Annotated in this window: 27 protein-coding genes and 1 pseudogene; 6 read left to right on the top strand and 22 right to left on the bottom strand. The window is 40.6% G+C overall.

The window, feature by feature from the left end; genetic code table 11:
* Positions 1–10 precede the first annotated feature (10 nt).
* The 3 genes from ABKJ27_RS00870 to ABKJ27_RS00860 all read left to right on the top strand — a co-directional run bounded on the left by ABKJ27_RS00870 (position 11) and on the right by ABKJ27_RS00860 (position 2233).
* On the top strand, positions 11–688 hold the full coding sequence (locus ABKJ27_RS00870; RefSeq protein WP_261194388.1) for a DUF1129 domain-containing protein: 678 nt from the start codon (positions 11–13) through the stop codon (positions 686–688).
* 141 nt (positions 689–829) lie between these two features.
* Entirely contained in the window at positions 830–1864 is a 1035-nt protein-coding gene (locus tag ABKJ27_RS00865; protein ID WP_410011849.1) for a S66 family peptidase, read from the top strand.
* Between the two features lie 105 nt (positions 1865–1969).
* Entirely contained in the window at positions 1970–2233 is a 264-nt protein-coding gene (locus tag ABKJ27_RS00860; protein WP_000166114.1) for a SemiSWEET family transporter, read from the top strand.
* An 83-nt stretch (positions 2234–2316) separates the two neighbouring features.
* Here the strand turns inward: ABKJ27_RS00860 and ABKJ27_RS00855 are convergent, their stop codons facing one another.
* Genes ABKJ27_RS00855 through mutL form a run of 3 tightly spaced genes read right to left on the bottom strand, consistent with a single transcriptional unit; the run spans position 2317 to position 5448 of the window.
* Entirely contained in the window at positions 2317–2880 is a 564-nt protein-coding gene (locus ABKJ27_RS00855; protein ID WP_261446876.1) for a DNA-3-methyladenine glycosylase I, read from the bottom strand.
* 9 nt (positions 2881–2889) lie between these two features.
* Positions 2890–3483, bottom strand: coding sequence for a Holliday junction branch migration protein RuvA (gene ruvA / locus ABKJ27_RS00850; protein ID WP_247927986.1), 594 nt, complete (start codon positions 3481–3483; stop codon positions 2890–2892).
* Positions 3484–3498: 15 nt separating this feature from the next.
* On the bottom strand, positions 3499–5448 hold the full coding sequence (mutL, locus tag ABKJ27_RS00845; RefSeq protein ID WP_024056927.1) for a DNA mismatch repair endonuclease MutL: 1950 nt from the start codon (positions 5446–5448) through the stop codon (positions 3499–3501).
* Between the two features lie 311 nt (positions 5449–5759).
* On the opposite strand from mutL, the gene ABKJ27_RS00840 reads away from it, so the two are divergent.
* Positions 5760–6200, top strand: a complete 441-nt coding sequence (locus ABKJ27_RS00840; RefSeq protein WP_064276766.1) for a LytTR family DNA-binding domain-containing protein — start codon at positions 5760–5762, stop codon at positions 6198–6200.
* Positions 6197–6655 (top strand): DUF3021 domain-containing protein, encoded by a 459-nt coding sequence (locus ABKJ27_RS00835; protein WP_261012820.1) that lies wholly within the window; start codon positions 6197–6199, stop codon positions 6653–6655. The genes ABKJ27_RS00840 and ABKJ27_RS00835 overlap by 4 nt, the downstream gene beginning before the upstream one ends.
* A gap of 45 nt (positions 6656–6700) precedes the next feature.
* Here ABKJ27_RS00835 and nrdI read toward each other — a convergent pair whose 3' ends face one another.
* The 5 genes from nrdI to ABKJ27_RS00810 form a co-directional block, all read right to left on the bottom strand.
* Positions 6701–7165: a class Ib ribonucleoside-diphosphate reductase assembly flavoprotein NrdI gene (nrdI, locus tag ABKJ27_RS00830; protein ID WP_261056409.1), complete on the bottom strand. Its 465-nt coding sequence runs from the start codon at positions 7163–7165 to the stop codon at positions 6701–6703.
* Positions 7166–7242: 77 nt separating this feature from the next.
* Positions 7243–7776 carry an ABC transporter permease gene (locus ABKJ27_RS00825; RefSeq protein WP_410011847.1) on the bottom strand — a complete coding sequence of 178 codons (534 nt, stop codon included), beginning with the start codon at positions 7774–7776 and terminating at the stop codon, positions 7243–7245.
* A gap of 60 nt (positions 7777–7836) precedes the next feature.
* The gene (locus ABKJ27_RS00820) at positions 7837–9123 is read right to left on the bottom strand and encodes a response regulator transcription factor (protein ID WP_410011846.1); all 1287 of its coding nucleotides are present in this window, start codon (positions 9121–9123) and stop codon (positions 7837–7839) included.
* An 11-nt stretch (positions 9124–9134) separates the two neighbouring features.
* Positions 9135–10805, bottom strand: a complete 1671-nt coding sequence (locus ABKJ27_RS00815; protein ID WP_410011845.1) for a sensor histidine kinase — start codon at positions 10803–10805, stop codon at positions 9135–9137.
* Positions 10783–11397, bottom strand: a complete 615-nt coding sequence (locus tag ABKJ27_RS00810) for a YesL family protein (RefSeq protein WP_049534772.1) — start codon at positions 11395–11397, stop codon at positions 10783–10785. The genes ABKJ27_RS00815 and ABKJ27_RS00810 overlap by 23 nt, the downstream gene beginning before the upstream one ends.
* Before the next feature lie 134 nt (positions 11398–11531).
* On the opposite strand from ABKJ27_RS00810, the gene ABKJ27_RS00805 reads away from it, so the two are divergent.
* Entirely contained in the window at positions 11532–12101 is a 570-nt protein-coding gene (locus ABKJ27_RS00805; protein ID WP_410011844.1) for an MptD family putative ECF transporter S component, read from the top strand.
* 28 nt (positions 12102–12129) lie between these two features.
* Here the strand turns inward: ABKJ27_RS00805 and ABKJ27_RS00800 are convergent.
* The 14 genes and pseudogenes from ABKJ27_RS00800 to ABKJ27_RS00735 form a co-directional block, all read right to left on the bottom strand.
* Positions 12130–12368 (bottom strand): annotated as a pseudogene (locus tag ABKJ27_RS00800) (ABC transporter permease); the annotation flags it as partial.
* Between the two features lie 16 nt (positions 12369–12384).
* Positions 12385–13629, bottom strand: a complete 1245-nt coding sequence (locus ABKJ27_RS00795) for a transporter (protein WP_410011843.1) — start codon at positions 13627–13629, stop codon at positions 12385–12387.
* A gap of 184 nt (positions 13630–13813) precedes the next feature.
* The gene (locus tag ABKJ27_RS00790) at positions 13814–14683 is read right to left on the bottom strand and encodes a helix-turn-helix domain-containing protein (RefSeq protein WP_001180349.1); all 870 of its coding nucleotides are present in this window, start codon (positions 14681–14683) and stop codon (positions 13814–13816) included.
* Between the two features lie 129 nt (positions 14684–14812).
* Entirely contained in the window at positions 14813–15505 is a 693-nt protein-coding gene (locus tag ABKJ27_RS00785; RefSeq protein WP_000444647.1) for a methionine ABC transporter permease, read from the bottom strand.
* Between the two features lies 1 nt (position 15506).
* Positions 15507–16568 carry a methionine ABC transporter ATP-binding protein gene (locus ABKJ27_RS00780; RefSeq protein WP_033680837.1) on the bottom strand — a complete coding sequence of 354 codons (1062 nt, stop codon included), beginning with the start codon at positions 16566–16568 and terminating at the stop codon, positions 15507–15509.
* Positions 16561–17934, bottom strand: coding sequence for a M20 family metallopeptidase (locus ABKJ27_RS00775; protein ID WP_410011842.1), 1374 nt, complete (start codon positions 17932–17934; stop codon positions 16561–16563). The genes ABKJ27_RS00780 and ABKJ27_RS00775 overlap by 8 nt, the downstream gene beginning before the upstream one ends.
* 99 nt (positions 17935–18033) lie before the next feature.
* The gene (locus ABKJ27_RS00770; protein ID WP_410011841.1) at positions 18034–18888 is read right to left on the bottom strand and encodes a MetQ/NlpA family ABC transporter substrate-binding protein; all 855 of its coding nucleotides are present in this window, start codon (positions 18886–18888) and stop codon (positions 18034–18036) included.
* 153 nt (positions 18889–19041) lie between these two features.
* Positions 19042–19872 (bottom strand): amino acid ABC transporter substrate-binding protein, encoded by an 831-nt coding sequence (locus ABKJ27_RS00765; protein WP_346743278.1) that lies wholly within the window; start codon positions 19870–19872, stop codon positions 19042–19044.
* A 254-nt stretch (positions 19873–20126) separates the two neighbouring features.
* Positions 20127–20450, bottom strand: coding sequence for an AzlD domain-containing protein (locus tag ABKJ27_RS00760; protein ID WP_049500714.1), 324 nt, complete (start codon positions 20448–20450; stop codon positions 20127–20129).
* Positions 20440–21135 (bottom strand): AzlC family ABC transporter permease, encoded by a 696-nt coding sequence (locus ABKJ27_RS00755; protein ID WP_080890758.1) that lies wholly within the window; start codon positions 21133–21135, stop codon positions 20440–20442. The genes ABKJ27_RS00760 and ABKJ27_RS00755 overlap by 11 nt, the downstream gene beginning before the upstream one ends.
* A 125-nt stretch (positions 21136–21260) precedes the next feature.
* Positions 21261–21773: an HdeD family acid-resistance protein gene (locus ABKJ27_RS00750; protein ID WP_000036821.1), complete on the bottom strand. Its 513-nt coding sequence runs from the start codon at positions 21771–21773 to the stop codon at positions 21261–21263.
* Positions 21773–22345 (bottom strand): TetR/AcrR family transcriptional regulator, encoded by a 573-nt coding sequence (locus ABKJ27_RS00745; RefSeq protein WP_228112078.1) that lies wholly within the window; start codon positions 22343–22345, stop codon positions 21773–21775. The genes ABKJ27_RS00750 and ABKJ27_RS00745 overlap by 1 nt, the downstream gene beginning before the upstream one ends.
* A gap of 198 nt (positions 22346–22543) precedes the next feature.
* Positions 22544–23770, bottom strand: a complete 1227-nt coding sequence (locus tag ABKJ27_RS00740; RefSeq protein WP_004254988.1) for an MFS transporter — start codon at positions 23768–23770, stop codon at positions 22544–22546.
* Between the two features lie 121 nt (positions 23771–23891).
* Positions 23892–24176: a bacteriocin immunity protein gene (locus tag ABKJ27_RS00735; RefSeq protein ID WP_004254985.1), complete on the bottom strand. Its 285-nt coding sequence runs from the start codon at positions 24174–24176 to the stop codon at positions 23892–23894.
* Positions 24177–24237: the final 61 nt, after the last annotated feature.

The following is a 24237-nucleotide window of genomic DNA, read 5'->3' as shown; positions in this document are numbered from 1 at the left end:
AGGAGTTCCTATGTCTCAGATTGATCTACAAAAATTAACAAAGAAAAACCAAGAATTTGTCCACATCGCTACCCAACAATTCATCAAAGATGGAAAAACAGATGCTGAAATCAAGGCTATTTTTGAGGAAGTTATTCCCCAAATCCTTGAAGAGCAAGCCAAGGGTACGACTGCTCGTTCTCTCTATGGCGCACCGACCCACTGGGCGCACAGCTTCACTGTCAAGGAACAATATGAAAAAGAGCATCCAAAGGAAAATGATGATCCAAAACTCATGATTATGGATTCAGCTCTTTTCATCACTAGCCTCTTTGCCCTCGTCAGCGCCCTCACAACTTTCTTTGCAGCAGATCAAGCTCTCGGCTATGGATTGGTCACTCTCCTATTAGTTGGGCTTGTTGGTGGATTTGCCTTCTATTTAATGTACTACTTTGTCTACCAATATTATGGACCAGATATGGACCGCAGTCAACGTCCACCTTTCTGGAAATCTGTACTGGTTATCCTAGCCTCTATGTTCCTTTGGTTGCTTGTCTTCTTTGCAACAAGCTTCCTACCAGCTAGCCTTAACCCAGTACTGGCTCCATTGCCACTAGCTATTATTGGAGCAGCCCTCCTAGCCCTTCGCTTCTATCTCAAGAAACGCTTGAATATCCGCAGCGCAAGTGCAGGACCAACACGCTATTAAGAAGAATAATAAAGGCAACTGCAGGTGCGGTTGCTTTTTCACTTACTTTTTTGATTTTAAAGTATTCTTCTGACATCCCACATAGCTCTATCTAATCTTTTATGATAAAATAGGCTCAATCTATTTCTAGGAGGATGAGATATGATTTCTACTATTGGTATTATTAGTTTATCTAGTGGCATTATCGGAGAAGACTTTGTCAAACACGAAGTGGACTTGGGTGTCCAACGTCTCAAGGACCTGGGAATCAATCCTATCTTTTTGCCCCATTCGCAAAAAGGATTAGACTTTATCAAGGACCATCCTGAAGCGCGTGCAGAGGATTTGATTCATGCCTTTTCTGATGATAGCATCGATATGATCCTATGTGCCATCGGTGGAGACGATACCTATCGCTTACTACCTTATCTTTTTGAAAATGACCAACTCCAAAAGGTTATCAAACAAAAAATTTTTCTTGGCTTCTCGGATACAACCATGAACCATCTCATGTTGCATAAACTAGGAATCAAGACTTTTTATGGTCAATCCTTCTTAGCAGACATTTGTGAATTAGAAAAAGAAATGCTAACCTATAGCCTTCACTACTTTAAAGAATTGATTGAGACGGGAAGAATCTCAGAAATCCGCTCTAGTGACGTTTGGTATGATGAAAGGACTGACTTCAGTCCCAAGGCTCTGGGGACACCTCGTGTCAGTCATACAAATACCGGTTTTGAGTTGTTGCAAGGAAATGCCCAGTTCGAGGGAAAAATCCTCGGTGGTTGCCTCGAATCCCTCTACGATATCTTTGACAACTCTCGATACGCAGATAGCACGGAGCTCTGTCAAAAATACAAACTTTTCCCTGACTTGTCAGACTGGGAAGGAAAAATCCTCTTGCTAGAAACAAGCGAAGAAAAGCCTGAGCCAGAAGACTTCAAAAAGATGTTGCGAACTTTAAAAGACACTGGCATATTCGAGGGCATCAGTGGACTCCTGGTCGGAAAACCTATGGATGAAACTTTCTATGACGACTATAAAGAGGCACTATTGGATATCATTGGCAGCAATATCCCGATTGTCTATAATCTCAATGTCGGCCACGCAACTCCAAGAGCCATTATTCCCTTCGGAGTCCACGCCCACGTAGATGCAAAAGAGCAAGTCATTCGCTTTGACTATAACAAAAAATAAATAGTTTCTCTATTTTTGTGCTTTTGTATTGGTTTTCGTTACAATTTGTATCTGAATTTATTGCATTTCGCTAATTTCTATGATATCCTTTTGAAGGAGGTGTATATGACAAAACAAAAAATTAATCGAATCGTAGGTTCTATTGGTGCCTTTATTGGAATTATAGTATTTATTGCCTACATACCTCAAATTATCGCTAATTTACAGGGAAATAAAGCTCAACCATTTCAACCTTTATCAGCTGCTATATCTTGCTTAATCTGGGTTATTTATGGATGGACAAAAGAACCTAAGAAGGATTGGATACTAATCATTCCAAATTCAGCCGGTGTTATTTTAGGTGGAATCACTTTTTTGACTTCACTCTAACAAATCTAATAGTATATATAAAAAGCTGGGAAAAGTTTCTCAGCTTTTTATATATTCTCAGATATTCTAATTACCTATACTCACTAATTCCTGCTTTTCCACTCACAATCATTCTCGTGATCATCAACTAGCCCTGCAGCCTGTAGAAAAGACAAGACGGCGACTGGGCCTGTGAACTTGAAGCCTCGTTTTTTGAGATCTTTGGCTAACTCCTCAGACAGAGGTGTTTTAGCTGGGGCTTGGCGGTAATCGGGAACATCGTTAACGATCGTTTTCCCCTCAACAAAAGACCAAAGATAGACATCAAAAGAGACATAGTCTTCCTGTAGCCGTAGAAAGGATTGGGCGTTAGCGCGTGTAGCAAAAATCTTGGCTCTATTTCGGATGATAGTTGGATTATCCAGCAAGGATTCCAATTCGGTATCGGTCATCTCTGCGACTGCTCGAATATGATAGCCATGAAAGGCTTCTCGGAAAGCCTGGCGTTTGTTTAGTACCGTTTCCCAAGACAGGCCTGCCTGATAGGTTTCCATACACAACAACTCAAACAATGCTTGGTCATCATGGAGGGGCTGGCCCCACTCCTCATCATGATAAGCGATGTAGAGAGGATTGGTCATCTTGACCCACGAACAACGTTTTGTCATGCTCTACTCCTATTTGACCAACATTTTAAGGGCCGACTTGATATAGTTCTCAGCTGTATCTGTCGTTCCTTCAAAGAATTTCTTGATTTTCTTGAGTTCGGTTGCCTTGTAGCCCAGTGCCAACATGGCTTCCATAGCTTCTTCCAGTTCTTGGTTTTCAGCGCTAGCTTGCACTGCCACCTTGGCAGGAAGGTCATCTCCTGCAACTACTACCTTGCCTTCCAAGTCCAGCACCATCTGCTGGGCTGTTTTCTTGCCAATTTTAGGGAACTTGGTCAAGTAGGTGATGTTCTTGGTTTCAATGGCTTGAACCAAGCCAGCATTGTCATCAGCAGCGATAATAGCAAGAGCTGATACAGGACCAATCCCAGATACCGAAATCAGACTGAGAAAGAGCTTTTTCTCGTCTTCTGAGCGAAATCCATAAAGTAGATGAGCGTCCTCACGTACGACTTGATGCACATAAATTCGAGCTTCTTGATTGACCTGTCCTGAATAGGCATAAGGATTGGCCACATGCAGGATATAACCGATACCGTTGACTTCAAGAACAATGTATTTAGCAGTGATTTTGGTAATGATTCCTTTTAGATATTCGTACATAGTCTTCCTTTTAGTTTAATATTTCCCCAACTCACGGAGACTGGTGTGATTTTCCTGAATACGTCGGAACATCTTTTCCATATCCGACTTGGTAAAATGCACCAAAACAGGACGTCCATGGGGACAGTTATAGGGATTGTCACACTGAGAAAGCTGATAGAGGAGCTGTCTAGCCGAATGGTCATCGATACGATGGTTAGCCTTGATAGACCGTTTGCAGGACATCATAATAGCCAACTCTGCTCGATATTTCTTGATAGAAACTTCCTTGGTCAAGAGTAGCATATCACACATCTCATAGATGCCTGATTCAATCTCTTCTTCTGCCATCCAAATAGGATGTTCACGTAAGATAAATTGATTTTCTCCGTACTCTGCTAGAAAGACCCCAACTTCCTCCAAAAGTGCCATTCTTTCCTTAAGACGAAGGGCATCATCTGCAGGAAATTCAAAGATGTAAGGTACTAGGAGTTGCTGTTGACTTTGGTCTACATTGCCAATGCTCTCACGATACTCCTCGTACTTGACCCGTTCCTGCGCTGCGTGTTGGTCTATGATGTAGAGCCCATCTCGCCCTTGGGCAAAGAGATATGTCCCATGCATCTGTCCGAAAAATTCCAATTCTGGGAAGCTGGATGCTTCTTCTCGCTCCAGCTTGTCATAAGCCTTATCAAGACTGGCTAAATCTAGCTCTGGATGGTCTAGTTGGTCATAATTAGCAGGCCTTCTCTCCGCAAAATGGAGTTTGCTAGGCTTAGTCAGCTGCTCCAAAGTTTCCTTGGCAAACAGGGTTAAATCCTGTTTCTCTTCAGTCAGATTCACCTGATAATCAGCTACCTCAGCTTGACTAAATCTTGACGAATCAGTTTTCTCATAGTAGAGAGTATTTTCTTTGAGTGGGAGAATAGTTTGCTCCACCTTCTCACGATTGCGGACGGTCGATTTGGCAAGATTTTCCAAGGCATCTGGTATCAGGGTTTGTTCCTTGAGACTGTTTGCAATAGCTTCTGAAACCAGGGTCATCAGTTCCTTTTCCTTGGAAATCCGCACTTCTTGCTTGGTTGGGTGCACATTGACATCCGCTAGATAAGGGTCGATATGAATGTGAATGACAGCCAGTGGAAAACGGCCTACCATAAGCTTACTACCATAGCCGTCTAGAATTGCACGATTGAGCAGGAAATTCTTTATATAACGGCCATTGATGAAGAGGCTGATATAATTGCGATTGGCCCGAGTTAACTCAGGCAAGGACACAAAACCTGAAATTTCGAAATCTAGGTCAGAATTCTCAATTTCAATCATCTTCTTGGCACTCGCCAAACCGTAAATCCCTGCGATAGCTTGGCGCAATTGACCAGTCCCAGCTGTCCGCGTCATCTCCTTGCCATCACTGATTAAACTAAACGAAATTTCAGGATGGGCCAAGCCCAGACGATTGACAATATCAATGATATGAGACAACTCCGCTTGCTGGCTCTTCATATACTTGAGGCGGGCAGGCGTGTTGAAAAAGAGGTCCTCCACACAAACCTTGGTTCCCACAGGACTAGTCGCTGGGATGACTTCTTCAACTTCTCCCCCACGCGCGACGAGCTTGGTTCCATGACTTGCACCATCCACCGCCGTCAAAAGGGTCAAAACACTAACAGAAGCGATAGAAGGCAAGGCTTCACCACGAAAACCAAGCGTCCGAATCCGAAAGAGATCTGCCTGATTTTTTATCTTACTGGTCGCATGACGACGCAAGGCCAATTCCACCTCATCGTGGGCAATTCCATGACCATTATCTGTGATTTGGATTTTCTTGAGACCAGCTTCCTCAATCTCAATGATAATCTGACTAGAGCCCGCGTCAATGGCGTTTTCTACTAGCTCCTTAACAACGCTAGCTGGACGCTCGATAACCTCTCCAGCCGCGATCTGGTTTGCCAGCACCTCTGGCAATTCAATAATATGAGACATCTTTCAGCCCCTTTCTGTATCTATTTTCCTAGAAATTGATTAGTGCTATTATACCATATTTCAGAAAGGACAGAAAAGCAAGCACCACATAGGAGCCAAATCCCTCCACATAAACAAAGTCCCTTGCCAGGGGGCATAAAATAGTGGTATACTCAATAAAAATCAAAGAGCAAACTAGAAAGCTAGGCGCAGACAGTACTTTAGTACGGCAAGACGACGCTGACGTGGTTTGAATTTGATTTTTGAAGAGTATTAATAAAGCTGTACAAGAAGTGAGATTAATTTTGTATGAAAAACAAGGAGAGAAATTTATGAAAGTAGAACTACAGATTAGTGAAACTTACAAGGAGGAAAAGCTGATTGTCCAAGCACCTCAAGAGACCGATAAAATCCAGAAAGTCATCGAGTTCGCAGAAAATCTGGACCAAAAAGAAACAATCAAAGGAAAGATTGATGATCAGGTCTATCTCGTTAAGATTGGTAAGATACAACGCTTCTATATCGAGAATCGGAAGGTTCTAGCAGAAACTGCGAGTCAGACCTACAACATTGATTTGCGACTCTATCAAGTTCTTGAACTCTTGCCAAGCAATTTTATCCAAATTTCCCAATCAGAAATCATCAATATCAACTCCATCTCTCATCTCAAGCTAACCCCAAACGGTCTGGTAGAAATTTTCTTGAAAAACGAAAGCTTCACCTACTCTTCACGCCGTTATCTAAAAACCATCAAGGAGAAATTAGAACTATGAAAAAACAAATCTTCCACGACGCAGCTGCTGGTGTCCTCATCGGCCTCATCCTCTCTATCATCTTTTCACTCATTTATGCACCAAATACCTACGCACCACTGAGTCCTGAATCTCTGATCGGACAAGTGATGGCTCAACATCAGGTTCACGGTGCCTTGGTCTTGCTCTACTGTACTCTTATCTGGGCAGCCATCGGTATTCTCTTCAACTTTGGTAAACGATTATTCAGCCGTGACTGGAGCTTGCTCCGTGCAACTATGACCCATTTCTTCCTCATGCTAGTAGGCTTTATCCCACTAGCGACCCTAGCAGGTTGGTTCCCCTTCCACTGGATTTTTTATCTCCAGCTCATTATCGAGTTTGCGATTGTCTACCTCATCATTTGGACTATTTCCTATAAAAGAGCATCAAAAAAAGTAGACCATATTAATCAACTCTTGAAGCATAGAAAGTAATAGTTCTGATAAAACTGCCTAGAATAAAAAAAGCCAAGCCTAAGCTCAACTTTCCAACTCATATAAATCCGCAATAATTGCTGCCACACGTTTGATATCTCCCAGCATACCTCGCATTTCAAAGTCCGCCAAGACAGGGAAACCAAAACGTTGACTGTATTGCTTGGCTGTCAGGCAGTATTGGTTATTAAAGTTACGGTTTCCTGAACCAACTACGCCAAAACACTTACTAGCATTGTCACCATAGGCGATAAAATCCCCCACTGGCGTCGTCAAAATCTCAATATCTCCGTTATCCACGCCATTCCCACCTTCGAGATAGGTCGGCAAAAAAGCGACATAGGGATGGTCCATTTCATAGAAATCTTGGCCGTCCCTAACCAAATCCTTGATATGAATCTTTTGGACTTCAATCCCCTCGTACCGGGACAAGAGATAATCTTTCAAGCGCGTCACAAAACTCTCAGTATTCCCACTCAGACTGATATAAACTAAAGAAATTGTCTTCATATTTACCTCCATGATTTTATCTATAATCAAAAAATAACTACCAAGATTGTAACTTGATAGTTATTTTTTGTCAATACTTAGGCAAGTTCTTCTGTTTCCTCTTCTTCAGCCAAGGCTTTTTGCTGACGCCACATCTTGTAAAAGACAAGAGCTAGGAAGAGAACATTGATGACGATATAGAAAATGCTAACGGCTTGTGAAATAACACTTATCCCTAAACGCATGGTCTCATCGTGGACTAACTGCACAGCGTCTTGTAAAGTCACATAGCTATAAATCGAACCAATAATGGCTAGCAAAACATAGCCGACATAAGTATAGTTTGCATATTGCAAATTCTTACGAACAAGGAAGACAATCGCTACTACCACTAAAATAGCAGATAGCACAATCAAGGCCATATTAAAAATAGAATGAGTTGATTCTGCTACTCTATAGGTGTAATTAAGCTGGTCTTCTAATTGCTGAGCACTGACCCCTGCAACCTGTTTCTGAGCGGCACGAAGGGATTCTTTACTAGGTAAGGGACTCAACATTCCAAACAGAGATATAGCTGAAATAAGAGCAGACAAGATTAGCAAGACCCATAGATAAATTGGTTTCTTTTTCATAATAGAACCTCCTGATATTATTATCGATATTATAGCACTTTTTGTAAAGGGATACAAATATTATAGTGTAGTTTCTACCTGTTTTCGGTAGGCTTTTGGCGATTTCCCGCACAATTTTCGGAACACTTTATAGAAATATCCAACATTACTGTAACCAACCGCATAACAAATATCTTCGATACTGTCACTGGTTGAAAGTAAGAGCTGTTGGGCAGCCTTAATCCGTTGTTTGTTTAGTAACTCTGCGAAGGTCGAATTGGTTTCACGCTTAATCAACTGCCCCAGATAGACAGGATTGATAAAGAGATCCTTACTGATATCCTTGAGAGAAAGTTCTTTTTGGTAATCACGACCAATCACTTCTAGCACACTGACTACATTTTCATTCATACGATATTGGCCGAAAAAGCGAGTCAGAGTTTCCTTGATATAAGGAACTAATTCATCAAATGATTGAATAGCATGAATCGTTTTGACAATATCCGTCAAATCATCAGCTTTGAGGTGTTCAAACAAGTGGAAGACATCCATGACAAACTGGATAAAAAGCTGTTTGGTAATCGGAACACGCGGTGTATTCTTAAGAACTACCTTCTCCAAGAGATTCAACTCTTCCACGATTTGATTGAGATTCCCCTGAATGATGACCCTATAAATCGGTTCGTAATAGGCAAAGAGACTCTCAGACTGCTGTAGGTTTACAGAACCGTAAAAGAGGGCTTTCTCAGCATTCAGCTTCCAGCGTTCAAAGTGTTCTTGATAAGGAGCTTCAAAAACTGTAACAACTAAACCATCTAGGGGTTGGTCAGAAATGAAAATCTGCCAGTCTTGTCCCAAGACATAGTAGGGAATGGTGAAGGAGCCTTGTTTTTCCTTGGATAGGCCTATCCACCAGTTCTCCTTACCTCCTAGATAACTAGCAAATCCAGCCTCGTCTAAATCTTGACTAAGGGTCTGACTTTTCTTTCCTCTCTCACCGAGCTGACCTGCAATCTTCTCCAGCAGATTTCCCAACTCTACCTTATCAACAGGCTTAACCAGATAATCCACCACACTAAGGTTCATTGCTCTTTTTACGTAATCAAATTCCTGATAACCTGAGAGCAGGATATAGGCAGCATCTGGTAAGATCTCTTTCATCTCCCGAATCATATCAAGCCCTGTTTTGTCGGGCATATTGACATCTGAAATGATGACATCGACGGGATTTTCTTGGACATACTCTAGAGCTTCATCGGCATGACTGGCTGTTGCGACGACCTCCATATCCCACTTATCAAAGGGAATCAAACGCTTCAGACCTTCCGTCACCATGTACTCATCATCTACTAATAATACTTTATACATTTTCTCCCTTTCTACTCATCTTGAATTGTAATACGATACTGAACACCTGCTTGCTCTGCAGACTCTATGGTAATGGCATAGCGGTCCCCAAAATAGAGCACAAAACGCTCGTGTACATTGACAATCCCGATAGACTGCTTTTGATCACTGTAACTGGCTTGGTGTTCAAAATGTCTCTGACTTAATTTTTCTCGAATACTTGTCAGTTTTTCAACCGACATTCCACGGCCATTATCGACCACCAAAATTTCTACAAAACCATCCTGTTTAAGCGCCTTGATGCTAATCACATTATCTGTTCGTCTATGGTCAACACCATGCGCGAAATAATTTTCTACCAGCGGTTGCAAGGTAAACTTGGGAATTTTCATATTCTCTAACTCTGGGTCTATCTTGAAACCATAGGCAATGGACTTGGGATAGCGAACCATGCAGAGATAGCTATATTTACGACAAAATTCTAATTCCTGTTTGAGAAGAGTTTCTCTTTCGTCGGAAATATTGTTACGCAAGAGGCTACTGAACTCATAAATGATATCTGCCAACTCATCTTGACTTTGCATGACTGCATACATGCGCAAAAACTCCAGCGTATTGTACATAAAATGAGGATTGATTTGCGCCTGTAAGGCTCGCATATTGGCATCTTTTTGACTAAGCTCTAACTGGTAAATATCATGGATATTCTTTTCCAATCGATCCAACATATCATTGGTGGTCTCTGCGATTAAGAGCAATTCCTGATCCTTTTCAAGCGTAGCAATGCGAAGACCTTCTTCCCCTTGGGCAATAGCCTGAATGGAATCCACCAAATCCACTACCTGCTTTTGGTAATTAGCAAAGGTCTGCCTCAAAGTCAGATAGAGAATAACAATAAAGAGAAGGCTTAAGCCCACAATCAAAGCAGAGCTAGTCACTGTTCCTTGTAAAACAAAGTTTTTGGGAACTGCTACCTGAACTTGATAGCCATGAGAGGTTACACCAACAAACCAGTTCTCATGTTCCCTATTGACCCTCTCACCAATATGAAAAATCTCCGTATCAAAAGGCGATGTCACGGTAACGGCCATCGGGATATGACCCCGGGTATTGTCTACAGCATGGTATAAGATTTCTGGATCCAAGGAAATATAAACAACCCCTATAGATTGATCCGTCGCTGGGTCTAAAATAGGAACTCCAAAACTATTGGCCTCCGGTTTAAAGCCTTCCGCAAGTACCGAATGACCACCTCTCTCATTTCTGCTCGAAACATAAACTTCTTTAAAGTCCTGCAAGACGATTGCAACACCCGTTATATAGTCATTTTGAACATACAGGTCATCAATATTTTCATACAGAGAAATAGAAGTTGACGAAGCCGCTTGATGCTCCAACAACCAATAAAAATACTCAGAAGTTGACAGGCTAAAGTACTTATAAACCCCTTGTATACGGTCTTGATTGGCTACTAAATCTTGCGCTAGCTGGGCTGACTCGCGATAATAATATTCCACCTCTTCGACTGTTCGAGTGGTTACACGCTGAGCTACTCTCTGAGCTTCCTTTTCACGTGAATCCCAGTCAGCGTAAGAGAGTAAGATTGCAAAACTCGCAATAATAATCATCATAACTGAACTGTAGGTTCTCAGAAGCGTATGTAGCCAAAACTGCTTCATTCTATTTTGTCGCCAATTTTTCATGGATACTTTCATAGACCGGTTCCAACATATCACTGATAAAGAAATGCCACATCCCAATTCCTACAAAGAAAAGTAGGGCAGGCATATAGTAACCAATTGCTACAAGTAGCACTGTCCCAAGGAGAACCTTGACCACAGCTGCTAGACTCATAAAGATGCCAATCAAGGATAGTTTGAGACTATTTCGATAGGACAAATCAAAATAAACTTGTAATTTCAAAGATACTGTATAAGCCAAAAACAGCAGGGCAACTACTAGGACATTCAAAAAGGTCGCAATCAGATGAACAATAGTCTGATGAGGCAATTGCACCAAGAGATACAAGCCATAAACCAAAACTAGATCCACTCCTAGAAAGCTATAGAAAATCAGGTTGCTTGAGACAAAATTTTGCTTGTAAAGAGACCAAGCCTCCTTCAAACTGTATTCCCGAAAGCTATAACCATGTTCTGCATATAGGCTCATCAAGGTGGCACTGGCTGGCGCTAGACCAAGAATAATCCCTCCTGCTAAGGTTAATAGCCAAAAGAAGGCTGTCGCAATCATCCCTAAAAAGAAACGATTAAAGACAAAGTCTAAAAATCTACCCATGATATCCCCCTAAAAATAACTATGAAACTATTATATCATATTTCAAGCGTTTTCAAAAAATTCTAGTGCCCATTTACAATCCCATCAAACCGTGGTACAATGAGAATTGTGAGAAAATTATCAGGAGACAATTCATGAAAAAATCTATCTTAACTACACTGCTCTTTGCAGTTCTTTACTTCCTCTGCATGGGGATTGGTGTCCTTTTGGGCAATCTCCTTGACCAAGCTGGAAACATGTTTTATGCGCCTGCCTTTACTGCCCTTGTCGGCGGTAGCGTCTATATGATCCTAGTCGCAAAAGTTCCGCGCTTTGGAGCCATTACCACTATCGGCCTTGTCATCGCCCTCTTTTTCTTGGGGAGCAAACACGGTGCCGGTGCCTTCCTTCCTGGAATTATCTGTGGCCTCCTAGCAGATGGAGTAGCTCATTTAGGAAAATACAAGGACCAAACAAAAAATTTGCTTTCTTTCATTATTTTCGCCTTTAGTTCAACTGGTCCAATCTTACTCATGTGGATTGCGCCCCAAACCTATATGGCTACTCTTCTAGCAAGAGGAAAATCCCAAGAATATATCGACCGTATCATGGTCGCACCAAATCCTGGAACCATCCTTCTATTTATCGCTAGTGTTGTCATCGGAGCCCTAGTTGGCGCCTTGATTGGACAAGCCTTGAGTAAAAAATTTGCACAGAAAATCTGATAAATAAAAAGAGCCGCACGGCTCTTTTTTATTTATGGCTCAAGACTTAGTCAAGAAATCTCCCAAGAATTGGATTGCAAAGATAATCAAAATGATAATGATGGTTGCCAAGATGGTCACATCGTGATTGTAGCGGTTAAATCCATAAGCGATGGCTACGTTACCGATACCACCAGCTCCAACCGCACCAGCCATGGCTGTTTCACCAACAAGGGAAATCAAGGTCACAGTCGTCACACGAATCAAATCTGGAAGACCTTCTAGTAATCCTGAGCTTTCTAGGCTAAACTTTTTTACCTGAAAAACTTCTTTTTTCTAGTGATAAAATCAACCCTATCACACTCCCTGCTAAAAAGACCCACCAACAAAGCCTGATATCTTGTAAAGCTAAGAAGGAAAATATAGACATCCCCAAGGGTAATGTTAGGGAAAAAATCATACTCAAAAGATTATTACTTCGAGCTAATACATCCGCGCTCAAATTAGACAATAACAGAGTATCTAATTTAGGCATTGATTTCGACATCAAATACATGACAAAGGCTAAGCAGGCAACACCTACTAGAGGAGAAAAATCTAAAATATTAGCAGTAGCAAGCAAGACAAACAGACTTGCATAGAGCGATAGCAAACTTGAAAACGACAATTTCCCAAAATAATCATGGGGAGTTAGGCTACCAAGAATAGCTCCTCCCAAGCTGACACATTCAATTAAAAATAGAGCTTGAGCATAGCTGAGATGATAGATAGTATGGTCTAATAAGTAAAAGTGATAAATACCTCCAACAGCTCCTCCCAAAGTATTCATCACTAAAATGACAAGAATCATTTTAAACAAAGATTTACTTTCTTTCTGCCTAAAGATATCATCCATGTCCGCATAGATTGCCTTAACTTGTTGAAATAAACTAATCGACTCATTCTCTACCATTACAGACAAATACGTCAATTCTCTTCTATTTTTGAACAAAATAAGAGAAGATAGTAAAAAGAAGCCAGCATTCACAATTGCAACAAAAGAAAAATTTTGGTGGCTTGTTGTGAGTAACCACACTCCTAAGGCTTGACCTCCTAGATTTGATAAATAGGAAACAAACTGAGTAAAGGAATAAGCTTCATAGAGCTTATCTTCCGAAATATTATGCTGGATAATCGGCATACGAAGGCCTGCTGTATAATCTGATAAAATATCCGAACAGATATTAACCATACAGATAAGAGCAAACGTTACGAAGTTCTGATCTTGAATCACACTAGCAATCAAAAGAAATAGTAGACTTTGCACACAACCAATCCAGATAATTGTCCCTGCTTTATTCCGAGTATGATCAGCCTTAATCCCAACATAAAAAGTAAATAGGAAAGGTAAAATCGTAATCATATTCGCCATAAATACAGCTATATTTTTAAAGGGTAGACTCGCAGCATAAACGATAAATACTAGATTATAAATATAAGCTCCACTTGAGCTTAAAAACCTCGATAAGGTAAGTATTCTAAATAAATGATGTCTTAAGAATAGTTTCATAACAGGCCTTTCTCACATTTCAAAGAGTATTTCATTGAAACCAGTCTAACAAAAAAAGCGGGACTCCCCACTTTTTTGTAATATATTTTTTCTGAAAATAGAAACTCTAGCTCCTAGATACTGCTATTTATCAATCCATCTACAAGCCCATTTATTTTTCATCAGTCGATGTAACGAGAATATATTACAAATCTTTATTTGAAAGCTGATTTGCAAAATAGTTTTCATAGTATCTTGCACCACCTACATACTCTAAATCTTGTAAGATTGTAATGCCTCTCTGGATTTTTTCAAGACCCTTATTTTCTACATTAAAAATAGTATCATAATACCCTTTAGCAATCATATAAATGATTTTAAGATAAGCTTCAGATTCTGGTAAATCGCGGTTTTCAATCTGAAAGGTAAAATAGTCTGCTTTTAATTTATCCTTTTCCTCTATCGCTTTAAAGAGTCCATTAATCAAAATGGTATCAATACCGACTTTGTTACTAGGTAAAGAGCCTAATAAATCCGTCTTTTGTAACATCTCCCTAGAATATTTAAAATAGAGGGGCAGAGGGAACAAAGTAGAAATCGTTGAAAATAGTTCCAATTCATAATTTCCCCAGATATCAATAGTAAAAAAATAGTCATAGAGAAAAGTCAGTTCTTCATCCGTTGCTCGTATTTCTGAATCAAAAAACACAAGAAGGCTTTTGATACGAATCATTTGTAAAAGATAGCTTGTTTTAGCACTTGATCTGTACTTTTTAGTCGTCTCTTCATACAAGGATTGGAGAGAATCAATCCCTTCTCTGTCATATAGTTCCCAGAGATTTTCTTGAAAAGCCAAAACCTGTTTCTGAGAAAAACCACGTACCAAGTACATAAATTCGTTCAAATCAGAGTGGATGTTATCTAAGGCAGTAATCAATTTCATAGATGATAAGTCTGCTTCTCCACGCTCAAATTTGCTCAGCATGGAATAAGTAAACTCTCCTCCCGTCGCCTCCTGGAGAGATACATTTCGACTCTTTCTCAATTCTTTAAAAACTTCTCCCAGATTTTGCATATTGACTCCCCACAATTCTTAACTCTCTAACTCATAAAAGTAACGGTTGATAGCAGCTAGTACAGAGAATTTTAAGTCTTGACTATAACGACAACTCCTATGAATGATGTACAGATTACCTAATTCTCTTTATTTATGACTCAATTTCTTAGTCAAGAAATCTCCCAAGAATTGGATTGCAAAGATAATCAAAATGATAATGATGGTTGCCAAGATGGTCACATCGTGATTGTAGCGGTTAAATCCATAAGCGATGGCTACGTTACCAATACCGCCAGCTCCAACCGCACCAGCCATAGCTGTTTCCCCAACAAGAGAAATCAAGGTCACAGTCGTCACACGGATCAAATCTGGAAGACCTTCGGATAGGTAAACTCCTACGATGTCCCAGAAGGTCGCTCCACTAGCTTGAGCTGCCTCAATGACACCACCATCTAGCTCAGCCAATACCACCTGTACTTGACGGGCAAAGAAGGCAAAGACTGCAAAAGATAGCGGTACGATAGCCGCATTTGGACCAATGCTTGTCCCTACGATTAGATGGGAGAAGGGTGACAAGACTGCCAAGAGGATGATAAAGGGAACCGCACGGAAAATAGAGGTAATCTTATCCAAAATCCAGAAAACAACTTTATTTTCCAAAACACCTCCTGGCGCTGTTAAGACAAGGAAAAGACCTGCCACTAGCCCCAAGAACCCTCCGATGATGAAAGAAAGAACTGTCATATAAAGAGTTAGATAGATGGCTGTCCCCCAGCCTGCTTGACCAGCCCAGCCCATTTTATAAACATTTGGTAAATAGGTTTGAATCAATGATTCCATCTTACTGTCCTCCCTTCAATACTTTTAGCTGCACACCTGCTTGACGAATGGCTTCTTGGGCACCTGCCAACGCTGCTTTTTCACCTGACAAGACCACCACCAATTCTCCAACAGGAGTGCCATCGAGGATTTCGATATTCCCATAGAGGATATTAGCCGTTACTTGGTAATGCTTGTACAGTTCATTCAAAAGTGGCTCGTCTGTTGAAGCACCTGCATACTTGAGCTGCACCAAAAGGCTGTTTTCAGACAGGTGTTGCACGATTTCTTGCTTCTCAATCTTGACCATAGCTTCATCAATGCCTGTGGCTGTTGAGATAAAGTCTTGAGTCAAGGGTTGTTTAGGGTCTGAGAAGATTTCAAGAACACTACCCTCTTCAATTAAATGCCCATCCTGCATAACTGCCACACGATTGGCAATATCTTTGACAATCTGCATTTCATGCGTAATCAAGACAACAGTCAAGCCTAATTTTTGGTTCAAATCTTGCAACAAGGCCAAAATCTGCTTGGTTGTCTTCGGATCAAGCGCAGAAGTTGACTCGTCTGAAATCAAGATTTTTGGATCATTTGCCAAGGCACGCGCAATGGCCACACGCTGTTTTTGTCCTCCAGATAATTGTGAAGGGTAATTTTCAGCACGGTCCGCCAAGCCAACCAAGTCCAACAACTTAGCAACTTTAGCTTTCTTTTCTTCCTTGCTAAGTCCAGAGTGTTTAAGGGCAAAGGCTACATTCTCCTCTGCCGTCTTTTGGCTCATGAGGTTAAAATGCTGGAAAATCATTCCGATATCTTGACGTTTACGACGCAACTGCTCGGCCGTCAAGGTGACCTTACCATCAAAAATCACATCGTCATCAATGGTGATTTTCCCTGCAGATGGCTTTTGCAAGAGGTTAATCACCCGTACAAGGGTTGATTTTCCTGCTCCAGAATATCCAACGATTCCGTAGATATCCCCTTCTTGGATGTGAATAGTCACATCCTTGACCGCTGTGATGGTTCTCTTCTTTTGGTGAAAAGTCACATCGATCTGATCTAACTTGATAATATCTCTACTCATAGCTTCTAATCAGCTCCTCTACTAATTCAATATGGGTGTAATAATCGGCGATTCGCACATTTTCATCTCCACCGTGGTCTCGGCTGTTGGCATTTCCTAGACCGAAGGCCACCATTGGTACCTCTAGGGCATCAAAGACCGTATGCATAGGCCCTGTCCCCGCTGTTGTCGGCAAGACTGAAACGCCCTGTGGATAGAATTTCTTGGCCAACTCGATTACATTGAGAATGGCCGGCGCGCTCATATCGCTTCGATAGCTCATCTCTCCCAAGGTATAGTATAATTCTACCTTATCAAAGCCATTTTTGTCTAGCTGTTTCCGAATTTTTTCCAGAACATCATGCGGTTCTAGACCAGGAACCAAACGAACCTCTAGCTTAGCACTGGCTTCTGCAGGTAATATCGTTTTGACCCCTTGCCCTTGATAACCCGACTGAATCCCTTCGATATTGAGAGCAGGTTCAAAAAAGAAACGTTTTAGGAAGGCAGCGCGTTCCTCTTGTAAAAGAGGCAATTCCAAACCATAAATCTGGCTGATTTCCCCAGGATTGCGTTGGGCATAAGTATCCACCAATGCCAATTCCCGTTCATTTGGCTCATGTACTTTTTCGTATAAACCTTCAACCAAGATACGGCCATCTGCGGCACGAAGAGACTGTAAGGCTTGAAGGAGGTACCACGGGGCTGATTCCACAACCCCACCATAACTAGAGTGGATATCGACATCAGCGCTTTTTACCTTGGCATCAAAGGTCACAATCCCCTTATTTCCACCAGAAATTTCCAGCTGTTCCAAGGCATTTTTGGTCCCTTGTTCCCAGACCAACAAATCTGCCCCACGGAGTTTATCCGCATGTTTTTCCAGATACTTATCTAGGTCTGTCGAAGCCGATTCCTCCGCTCCCTCCATGATAAAACTGATGTTGACAGGCAGGTCATCGTGGTGCTGCATGTATTTTCTCAAAGCACTCAAACGAGCTGTGATATGCCCCTTATCATCATCAACCCCACGCCCATACATGAAGCCATTGCGCACCGAAAGCGTAAAGGGATCCTCTGTCCAGACCTGATCCCCGTCCGCTGGCACAGTGTCATAGTGGTTATAGAAAATTAGGGTCTTGGCATCTGGACGCGAACTCTTGAAATGTGCCATAACAAAAGGCGCCGTATAAGTCTCATCAATCTCCACTTCAGCCCCCACACGCTTGAAAATCTCACCCAGATAGTTGGCAACTTCCTTAAGTCCAACCTGCTGGGCAAAGACTGACTTCTTAGAAATCAAGGTACGCAAAACCTCAAAATAATGCTGGGCCACATGATCCTTTTCAAATTTTTCAATCTGTTCTTGTTCGCTAGGAAAAACCATATTCTCTCTACCTTTCTATGAACCTATAGTCTTCTTTACAATCCATGCTCTATACAAAAGCAAGAGGTGGAATTTTCTCTCCCACCTCCCTGTTTCTTATTACCAAACTGGTTGATCCAAACCGTCTGATGTTTCTTCGATAACTTTTTTCACGTCATCTGTGTGGTAAGCTGCGATCACTTTCTTGATAGCATCAGCTTTTGGTGATGATTCCCAATCTTTTTTCGCAACGATGATGTTGTACCATTGTTTTGAGTTTTCATCAGCTTGTTCTTTGAAAAGTGCTTTCTTGTAGTCCAATTTTGCTTCTGTAACGAAGGTATTGTTTACAACGGCAGCGTCAACTGATGACAATGAACGAGCTGTTTGGCTAGCATCCAATTCAGTGATTTTCAAGTTCTTTGGATTTTCTTTGATGTTAGCAACTGTTGCAAGAGCAGTTCCAGAAACATCCAATTTAATCAAGCCAGCTGATTGAAGCAAGTAAAGCGCACGGCTTTCGTTTGTAGCATCGTTTGGTACAGCGATTTCTCCGTTTGCTGGGATGTCTTCTACTTTAGTGTACTTGTTGTCACTTCCATTCAAACCTGAGTAAAGGCGGATTGGAGAGATGTAAGTATCAGCAATCGCTACAAGGTCTTTCCCGTTTTCTTTGTTCCAGTTGTTCAAGAAGTTATAGTGTTGGAAAGCGTTCAAATCTACTTCGCCATCAGCAGTTGCCTTGTTTGGTTGTGAGTAGTCTGTGAACTCTGTAAATTCCAAAGTAATACCGTCTTTTTTAACTAATTCTTGGACTTTATCCCAACGAGCTTCTTCAGAACCGCTACGGTTAACAGTTGCGATTTTAACAGTTGTTGCATTATCTGCTTTCTTTTCTGAGTTTCCGCAAGCTGCAAGAGCCAAACCTGCGACTGTAGCAAGGGCTGCTACACCAAGCCATTTTTTGATTTTCATGATTCTTTCTCCTTAAAAATAATACCGTACTAGTATCTCACAATTTGTTTGATTTCACAAATTGTTATTAGATAGCCAGATATATAGTTTAAAACTATATCCCTAAAAACTGAGAAATCACCCACCTTACTCAGAATGGATGATTTCAAGAAATTATTTAATATCAGCTTCTGCTGGTAGATAATTGTCTCCGAAGAATTGTTTAGACAATTTTTCAAGAGTTCCGTCTTTGTAGAGTTCTTGGATACGTTTGTCTACAAATGTTTTCAACTCATCTTGACCTTTAGCAAGAAGTGGGTAAACGTAAGGTTGTTGGTCGCTTGGAAGTTCAATAACTTTCAAGTTGTCCAAACCTTGGTTCTTGATGACTGTTTCAACACCGATTTTATCAAAAATCTTGTAGTCAAATTGGCCATCGCTCAAGCGTCCCATGATTTGTTGGAAGTCTGCTTTAGTGTAGTTAAGGACAGTTGGATTATCTGAGTGTTGTTTGTTGTAGTCTTCTAACTGTTTAGCAGATGTTGTCCCTTGAACAACCTCTGTTGATTTTCCACCGATATCATCAAGCGATTTGATACTAGAATCGTCTTTTTTCACTACAAGAACGTTAGGGTTTTTAGCCGTTGGAGCTGCATAAAGGTATTTCTCCGCACGTTCTTTAGTGTAGCTGATGTTGTTAACGGCCATTTGGTAACGGTCAGCGTCAAGACCCGCAAAGACTCCTGACCACTCAGTCTTCTCAAACTTGACATCATACTTGTCAGAGTCTTTAAAGATAGCGCGAACCACTTCAATTTCGTAACCAGTCAATTCACCATTTTCTTCATAGTTGAATGGTTTTGGTGAAGCATTGGTTGCAACGATAATTTCTTTCTTGCTAGCTGCTTCTCCTTCTTTCTTAGCACCACCTGAGCAAGCTGCTAGCACACCTGCAGCAACAAGCCCTAGGGCAGCAAGAGATGAGTATTTAACGATTTTTTTCATGTCATTTCCTCCAAAATAGAATACCTTATAATCTTAACAGAAAAAGAGCATTTACGCCATTATATGATATCTATCTCTGTGATAGGTTTTCTTTATGGCTAATTTATACTCAATGAAAATCAAAGAGCAAACTAGAAAGCTAGCCGCAGGTTGCTCAAAGCACTGCTTTGAGGTTGTAGATAGAACTGACGAAGTCAGTAACATATATACGGTAAGGCGACGCTGACGTGGTTTGAAGAGATTTTCGAAGAGTATTAAAAGACCAAACGCAAGACTGCAATTAAGACCACTCCAAAGAGAACTGTTCCGACTAGATTGCGGTAGCGAAAGGCTACCCAAGCTGTTGGAAAGACGGCTAAGAAGTCTAGCAATTTAATTTGAGGAAGGCTCCCAACCTTACCTGTCACTACGCTTGAAAGAATCAAGGCAAAGATAATAGAAACGGGCAAGAACTTCAAAAAACGCTCAACGATCGCAGGCAGGCCCTTATACTTGACCAAGATGAAGGGAATCATACGGGGAATCCAAGTCACCAAGCCAGAGAAAATAACTGCTAATAAAAGATACTTACTGACCATCTAAAACCACCCCCATTGTACAACCAAGTAGCGTCGCAAACAGAACAGCTAGTGACTGAGACACCACTGTCAAGAGCAAAAAGAAGGACACCGCAACAACTGCTAGGATAATGAGCAGATTGCGGACAGGAATCCGTCTTTGCATAATCTGGAATTGCGAAGCAAAAATTCCGATGAACATCCCAACAAGGGCAAAATCTAAACCAAAGATTTCTGGATTTGGTAGCAGACCACCCAGAGCCGTTCCGACTACTGTCCCCACAAACCAAGCCACATAGCTGTTGAGATTGTTTCCGTGCATCCACATAGGATTGACCTTGTCTGTATGGGCTAACTCGCCCATCAAAACGCCATAAGTCTCATCCGTCAAAAGGCTCGACATACCGATATTTTGCCAGAGACTGGTATGACGGAAATAGGTCGACGCATGCAAACTCAACAAAAAAAGACGCAAATTGATTAGAAAAACCGTCATGGCAATGGCTGCCACAGGTGCTTGAACCGCAATCAAGGCTAATATGGCAAACTGGGCACTCCCAGCATAAACAAAGAGGCTCATCAAGCCCATCTCAACAGGTGTCACATAGGGCGCACCGATAATCCCACAGGCAAGGCCAATACTGACATAACCAAGGGCTGTTGGCATAGCTGCCTGCGCCCCCTCCCAAAATCCTTTTTCTTTCATCTTTCTCCTCATATTGTCTTAATAAATAAGCTGAATCAATTCCAGCAACAGCATGGACTATTATAACACATTCAGGAAAGAGAAAAAAGTCTGCTGATTGTAATCAGACAGACTCCATTTTATTCTTATTTAATCTTGAAGAATTGAACAATTGCCACAATACCTTGATAAATAAAGACAAAGGCAATGGTGTAACTAATATAGAGACCGGTCATCAATGGGTGTCCCATCATGATTAAACCTGCTACGATTCCTAAAATCCCCATCCAAACTAGAGGGGTACCTACCGATTTATCCGTCTTACGAACCTTGAAACCAACGATAGTTTTTGTAATACCATTTGTCAAGGCCCATAAAGAAATGATAAATGGTACAAATGTTACCATTTCAATAAAGCTACCTGAGAACAAGGTAAGAGCGAGGATGAGGGTAACAATTCCTCCAAATAAATTCCAGCCATGCTTTTCTTCTGATTTGAAGTATTGTACAATCTCAGAAATCCCTTGAACTGCAAATACAAGTGCAAACCAGAAAGTCATGGAAGCCAAGCTAATAAGAGGATGTGCAAACATATTAAAACCTACAAAAACTGCAAAAATACCCGCAATTAGTAACAACCATTTCCAAATTTTCGACATTATTTTTCTCCTTTTTTAGAGGAATCTTCCTCTAGTATTCCATAAATCATCATATCCAAAACCTGTGATAATTGATGTTCATATCCTGAAACCAAGTCAGGCAAACTGCTATCTGACGAAACAGTTAAATAATAGGAACGAAACATATCCTGAATCAATCGCAGATAGTCCATAGCTCGTTTCTCATCAATATGCTCTTTCAGTTTGGATTCTGATATAAGTTTTTGACAAACTTGTTCATTCAAGTCCAAAAAGATAGCTTTCTGTGGTGCAATGTCTGCTTCCAATTCTTCTGGTGTCGCAATCATTGCCTCAAAGAAAATGTGGCTATGTTCTGGGTATTGCTGATAAAATTGGTGACGTCTTTCCATATAATCAGCTAAGGAGGGCACTTGACCTTCCACCCCCAGAAACACTGCCAAAGCTTTCTCAAAACTCTCCTGAAAACAAGTTAGATAGAGGTCTGATTTCCCTGAAAAATTATGATACAAAACTCCTTTGGAAATACCATCCACTTTACAAAGTTCATTGATGACAAAACCTTGATAGCCTTTTGTAGCAAATTCAAACAAAGCAGCGGTAATGATTTTCTCTCTTCGTAGTCTTGTTTTTTTCTTCTTTTCTCATGTATTTATCTCTACATTTTTTAATTATAAACCGATTGGTCTGAAATGTCAAGCAACTTTCTCAAAAATTTAACAGTCTGCTGATTGTAGCCATCATAAACAGACTGGAATCCAGTCTCAAACATATAATATACACATTCTTCGCTAAATGTTTTCACGGATATTCAAGAGTATGATAAAGGCAGCTAGAAGAAATAGCAATAAAACAAAGCTAACTGCCAGAGTTCCAAAGCTAGTAGCAATGGTTACCAAAGCTATTGTAAATAAGCTAGGTAAAACAACTGTAATGGCACCGATAGAGGATTGAACTGCTCCCATTGACTCCTCAGGTATTTGTTTAAAAATGAGTTCCTGTAATCGAGGAGAGAGGATACCTGCGAAAAAGGCATCCAAGGCACTAAAGATAAGAATCCAGTCAAAACGAACTGCCACAAAGCCAACTAAAAGGAGTAATTGGATAATAAGCGAGGCATATAGGGCTAGTTTTATGGAGATTGTATTCTTCAGATAGCCACTCACAAGGCTTCCGACAATAAGGGCTGACAATTCAAGGGTGGATAACAAGGCAAGAGATTGACCTGTTTGTAAATTCAAAAAGGGCTGATTCCTCAAAAACAGAGTAGAAACAGGAACTGTAACATTTATCACTGCTTGACTAATAGAGATAATAAACAAAACCAAGAGCACCTTATTCATATTCCATATCAATTTTGATGATTGGAGCAGATGCTGGCAAAAGGATTTTACAGAGAGTCCTTCTTGATAGCTAATCGTTTTTTCTACTTTCAAGAGGTCTGTTTTTATGAAAAGAATACCTAAAAATGCGATTAAAAAGGTCAGAGCATTCAGTAAGGAAATAGACTGGATAGATAGAATACCTAGTAAGACTCCTCCTAGAATATTACTGATTGTTTTCACTAAACTAACAGTTGACTGTTTAAATCCAATAGCTTCTGCCAGATGGTCTTGCCCAATAATTCTAATGAAAATCGGAGTGAGCATGGCGCCTGAAAAATAACTCAATGTGTCAGATAAGAGGTTAATCAGACAAATAAATGCTACTAATAACAAGGAAAAGGACTGCCCTGAAAGTGATAAAGAAACGATAGAGTAAAGCAAAAATTTTGCAAAACTAATCATTGTATATTTTAGGACACGATGATGTTGAAAATCCGCCAAAACTCCCAGAAAGATTTGCAGAACTTGAGGAAGGGTTTCTGAAATCGTGATCAGTAAAATCGCCAAAGGGGCAAAAGATGCATCTGCCACATAATTCAAAAAGGCCAGATAAAAAATCGTATCCCCAACCGTTGAAATCCACTGGTTGATGGTTAATTGCCTAAAATTTCTATTTTGAAGAAATACTTTCATCACAACTCCTTTTAAAGTTCCAGTGTATAGAAAACAAGACTTGGTTTAATATTGAACTCCAAGCCTTGCTCATATTCAGATTCATCCATTATATGATGTTCATGCCGTATTTTATAATAAATCATATCTTAAAAATACCAGACCACACTATTCCCTGCTTGTATTTAGCTTCTTTCTTTTGGACAAATTTTGCTAAATCCAACAACTCTGTCGGCGGTTCACCTTTAAAGCTCAACAATTCTTTAGAGACGGCAAAAGAAAGACGTACAGCTAACAAATCTTCATTAGTACTAGAGAACTGTTTTGCTGTTTCCAGCAATTGCTTCCTAAATTCTTCCGTCAAGCTAATTTCTTTATTATTGTATAGGGAATGAATTAACATTTGTAACTGACTTTGTTTTTCCATCGTTTACCTCATTTTATCTAGGACGCCAAGTTTCACTTTTAGTCCAGCCATTTACAGTATG

This window comes from Streptococcus sp. KHUD_011, from assembly GCF_046352925.1.
Lineage (GTDB): Bacteria > Bacillota > Bacilli > Lactobacillales > Streptococcaceae > Streptococcus.
The sequence above is the reverse complement of the archived record's forward strand: the minus strand, read 5'-3'. Positions and strand labels throughout refer to the sequence as shown.